Genomic DNA, 3,507 nt, shown 5'->3' with positions numbered 1-3,507 from the left:
GGCTCTGAGGCGGGGCCCCCGTCGCGGCCCCCCTCCCCGCCCCCCCACAACCCCCGCGGTCGGCTACGCCTGGAACTCGTCGCTCTTCACGCCGTAGAACGTGGCTTTCGCCGGCCGGTTCTTCTCCAGCTCATCGGCCAGCTGGGTCCACCCGTCGCCGCGCCGCACCACGTTGAGGAACGTTCCGAGCGCCTCCTTGTCGTCCCACAGTGCCTGTGCCGCGCTGATGATCAGCGACTTGAGCCGCTCGTTCTCGCTCACTTCGTTCCCTCCCAGTGGTTGGACACGCACAGCCCTACCCGCCGGTGATTGCCGTTGAACGCTGCGTTGCCCGCGGTGGCGCAGTCGTTTGGCGCGTCGGCCCACCCGGTGGACATGTCCGTACGTTGTCCGTACAGTTCTTGTTGTGCTACTCGTCGCAGCACACCGACCCATCCCGACCGAGCGACCCACCATCCCTCGGTGCCTTGCCTGCGAGGCGCGCCGTATCCGCGAGGGAGCAACAACGGATGCGGCACGTCAAGACACCCTTGGAGTACCCCGACATGCGTACTGCCCGATTCGAGTTCCGGTTGCAGCCGGAGGTGAAAGAGCGCATCGAGACCGCGGCGGCGTTGACGGACGAGTCCGCGTCGGACTTCGCCCGTACCGCGGCTGTGGAGCGCGCTGACGCCATCCTGCGTGCCCACCGGACGACCGTCGTCCCGCAGGCCTATTTCGACGGCCTGCTGGCGGCACTGGACGAGCCCGGCGAGCGCAACGAGGCGCTGGCCCACGCTGCCAAGCGTGCACGGGACATGATCAAGAAGAGGTAACCGACCGCCATGTACGTGAGCGAGGCCCTCACCGAGGGCCACAACCGCCAGTCGTTCGACTGCGGCAACCCGATCTTGAACGACTGGCTGGCGCGCAGCAGCCTCAGCGCCGAGAACCAGCGCACCACCCGCACGTTCGTGGTGCGCGATGACGCCAACCTGGTGCTGGGCTACTACAGCCTGACCGCTCACGTCATCGAGGCCCAGGCGCTGCCCAAGAAGTACGCGGGCAACACCCGCGGGCAGATCCCGGCGGTCCTGCTCGCCAAACTGGCCGTCGACAAGACCTGCCAGGGCACCGGCCTGGGCGCGGCGCTGCTCGCCGACGCACTGGGCCGCGCCCTGGACGCCGCCCGCCAGGTGGGGGCGCGGTTCGTCGTCGTCGACGCCATCGACAAACCGGCCCACTCCTTCTACCGCAAGCACGGGTTCGCGCCCATCCCGGACACGGACCGCCTCCTCATGAAGATGTCGAGCATCGAGGCCAGCCTGTAGCCGGCAGCCCGCCCGCTACGCCGCTCCCGCGCCCGCCGGACCCGAGACGCACACCCCGGCCGGCGGGCGCCCGGAAACGGACCCGGTGAGGTCCGCCCGCTGGGCCCCGGTGCCACCGGGACTGGGACGTCCGGGGCATCACCGTCCCGGTGATCGGCCCGCACCCGTAGCGGCGCCGGCGCGGGGCGGGGGCTGCCAGACTGCAGGTCATGAGTGCTGATCGCCGCCCGCTGTGGCAGCCGTTCTCCGAGTCCGCGACCGATGAGCCCGCCGCGGCCGATGGCCGGGCGCGGCTGCTGCCCGTCGAGCGGTCCCCGTTCCTGGAACCGCACACCGAGGACGAGCCGCCCGCGGCACCCGGCGCCCGCCGCAGGCTCGGCCCCGGCCCCCTCGCCGACACCGGCCTGCTGGGCGACCGCGCCTGACGGCCCAGCGGGCTGGCGGATCGTACGGTCGGTGGTGCGGGCCGTGCTGTCGTCCGCACCGGCCCGGCCGCTGACCCCCCTACGGCGGCCGGGCCCCACCCGCCTTGGGGCCGGCCGCTTGCGCAGCGGCGCAACCGCAGACCCCCCGGCCGCGCGCGCCCGCGCAAGGCCGCTCCCGCTTGCGCAGCCGGCCTCCCCGCGCGTGCCCAGTCTGCGGCGCACCGTGCGCCGCATCCTCCGGTGGGCGGGCCGGGGCCGGGGCCGGGGGCGTCGGGCAGGGCGGCTACTCTCCTGATCATGACTCAGGGTTTCGACGCGCGGGGAATCAAGGTGTCCGACGGAATCGACGCGCGGGGAATTGAGCCTGCGTCCGAGGCGCGGGCCTGTCCGGAGTGCGGTGTCGTGCTGCGCACCGGAGGCCCTGGGCGCCAGCCCGTCTACTGCTCCCGCTCGTGCTCCTCCAAGGCCTACCGGCGCCGCCGGGCGGACGGGCAGCAGGCCGCGGTGGCGGACGCGCTCATTGCCTCGCGCGTCGAAATCCCCGACGATGCTGACACTGCGGCCGGCGCGGATGCCCGGGAGCTGCTGCACCTCGCCGAGGCGATGCAGCGCGCCGCGGCCCGCTTCCTGGAGAACCTGGAGGAATCCCGCCGGGGCGGGATCGACGACCGCGGCAGCCAGGCCCTGGAACTGCTCGAGCGCAGCACCACCGCGATCACCGAGCGCGTGCTGCGCAAGGCCCGCGCCATGCGCTTCGAGATGCTCACCGACCGCCGCGCCCGACAGGCCGCCGACGCTGAGGCCGCCGCGCACGCCCAGGCCGCCGACGAATCCTCGCGCGTCGAATCAAGCCTCGCCCCCTCAAACCTCATTGCGACGCGCGTCGAATCAAGTCCCGCTACGCCCAGCCTTGTTCCGACGCGCGTCGAAACCAGCGGAGCCGCCGACGGCTCCGATCCAGCCTTTGTTTCCCCGCGCGTCGAAACCCGGGATGCCCCGGCGTACCGTCGGCCGCTGCACCACAGCCCGGCCACGGCGGCATCCCCCGCCGCACCCGCCGCACCCGCCGCGCCTGCTGCCCCGCTGCCCGTCGCAGCACCGGCCCCGACGGTTCGACACCCCGACCGACAGGCCGCCGGATCCGAGCAGCTGCGCCTGGATCTCGCCGACCGGCGCACCTCCCCGCCTCCCCACGCCCGCGGCCTGGGTGCCCCGGACCGCTCGTGGCCCATCCCCGGCAGCGACATGACCACCGAAGGCTGGGACCGGGACCCGTACCTGTGCGCGGTCCGCCGCCCCGACCGCTCGCTCGCCGGCTGGATTGCCTACACCGGCGACGGCTGGGCCGCCCACATCGACGGCCGCCTCGTCATCGACGCCACCGACCGCCAGCCCTGGCTCGCCCCGGACGCACCGCACGCCATCTCCCTGCTGCGCATGGCCCTCGAGCAGCACCTCGCCTGACAGCTGCACGGCCGGGCTCGCGTACGGCCGACCCTGCGCGGGTACCGTGCCCAGGGGCCCGGTGTCGTCCGGTCAGGGCCTGATGAGGCGACAAGGGCCCGCCGGGACTCCCCGGGTGTCTCCCCGGGCGCTGCCCCGGGGGCCTTCCTCACCATGGTTCCGGCATCCGCCCAGCTCAGCCGGGAAATTCTGGCCCGATGGCGTTGCCGACAACCCTAATCCGTAGTGAAGGCGGCTCCAGAGCGTCTCGGTCGGGGCTTCGGGGGCTGCCTGATCTGACGGACACCTTCCTTACTCCTGGCCCGGCG

At 73.0% G+C, this 3,507-nt stretch carries 5 protein-coding genes; 4 read left to right on the top strand and 1 reads right to left on the bottom strand.

Features of this window, described 5'->3' with window-relative positions; all coding sequences use genetic code 11:
• Nucleotides 1–63 precede the first annotated feature (63 nt).
• Nucleotides 64–261: a hypothetical protein gene (locus tag ACFV0G_RS01825; protein WP_380539934.1), complete on the bottom strand. Its 198-nt coding sequence runs from the start codon at nt 259–261 to the stop codon at nt 64–66.
• A 248-nt stretch (nt 262–509) separates the two neighbouring features.
• Here ACFV0G_RS01825 and ACFV0G_RS01820 point away from each other — a divergent pair, with 248 nt between their 5' ends.
• The 4 genes from ACFV0G_RS01820 to ACFV0G_RS01805 all read left to right on the top strand — a co-directional run bounded on the left by ACFV0G_RS01820 (nt 510) and on the right by ACFV0G_RS01805 (nt 3,199).
• The gene (locus tag ACFV0G_RS01820; protein ID WP_380539931.1) at nt 510–815 is read left to right on the top strand and encodes a DUF1778 domain-containing protein; all 306 of its coding nucleotides are present in this window, start codon (nt 510–512) and stop codon (nt 813–815) included.
• A 9-nt stretch (nt 816–824) separates the two neighbouring features.
• Nucleotides 825–1,310, top strand: coding sequence for a GNAT family N-acetyltransferase (locus ACFV0G_RS01815; protein ID WP_380539928.1), 486 nt, complete (start codon nt 825–827; stop codon nt 1,308–1,310).
• Between the two features lie 209 nt (nt 1,311–1,519).
• Complete coding sequence (locus tag ACFV0G_RS01810; protein WP_380539925.1) at nt 1,520–1,735, top strand: hypothetical protein; 216 nt, start codon at nt 1,520–1,522, stop codon at nt 1,733–1,735.
• A gap of 297 nt (nt 1,736–2,032) precedes the next feature.
• The gene (locus tag ACFV0G_RS01805; RefSeq protein ID WP_380539922.1) at nt 2,033–3,199 is read left to right on the top strand and encodes a hypothetical protein; all 1,167 of its coding nucleotides are present in this window, start codon (nt 2,033–2,035) and stop codon (nt 3,197–3,199) included.
• The last annotated feature ends 308 nt before the right edge of the window (nt 3,200–3,507 follow it).

This window comes from Kitasatospora sp. NPDC059571, from assembly GCF_042735675.1.
Lineage (GTDB): Bacteria > Actinomycetota > Actinomycetes > Streptomycetales > Streptomycetaceae > Kitasatospora.
This window is presented reverse-complemented; position numbering and strand designations above follow the sequence as displayed.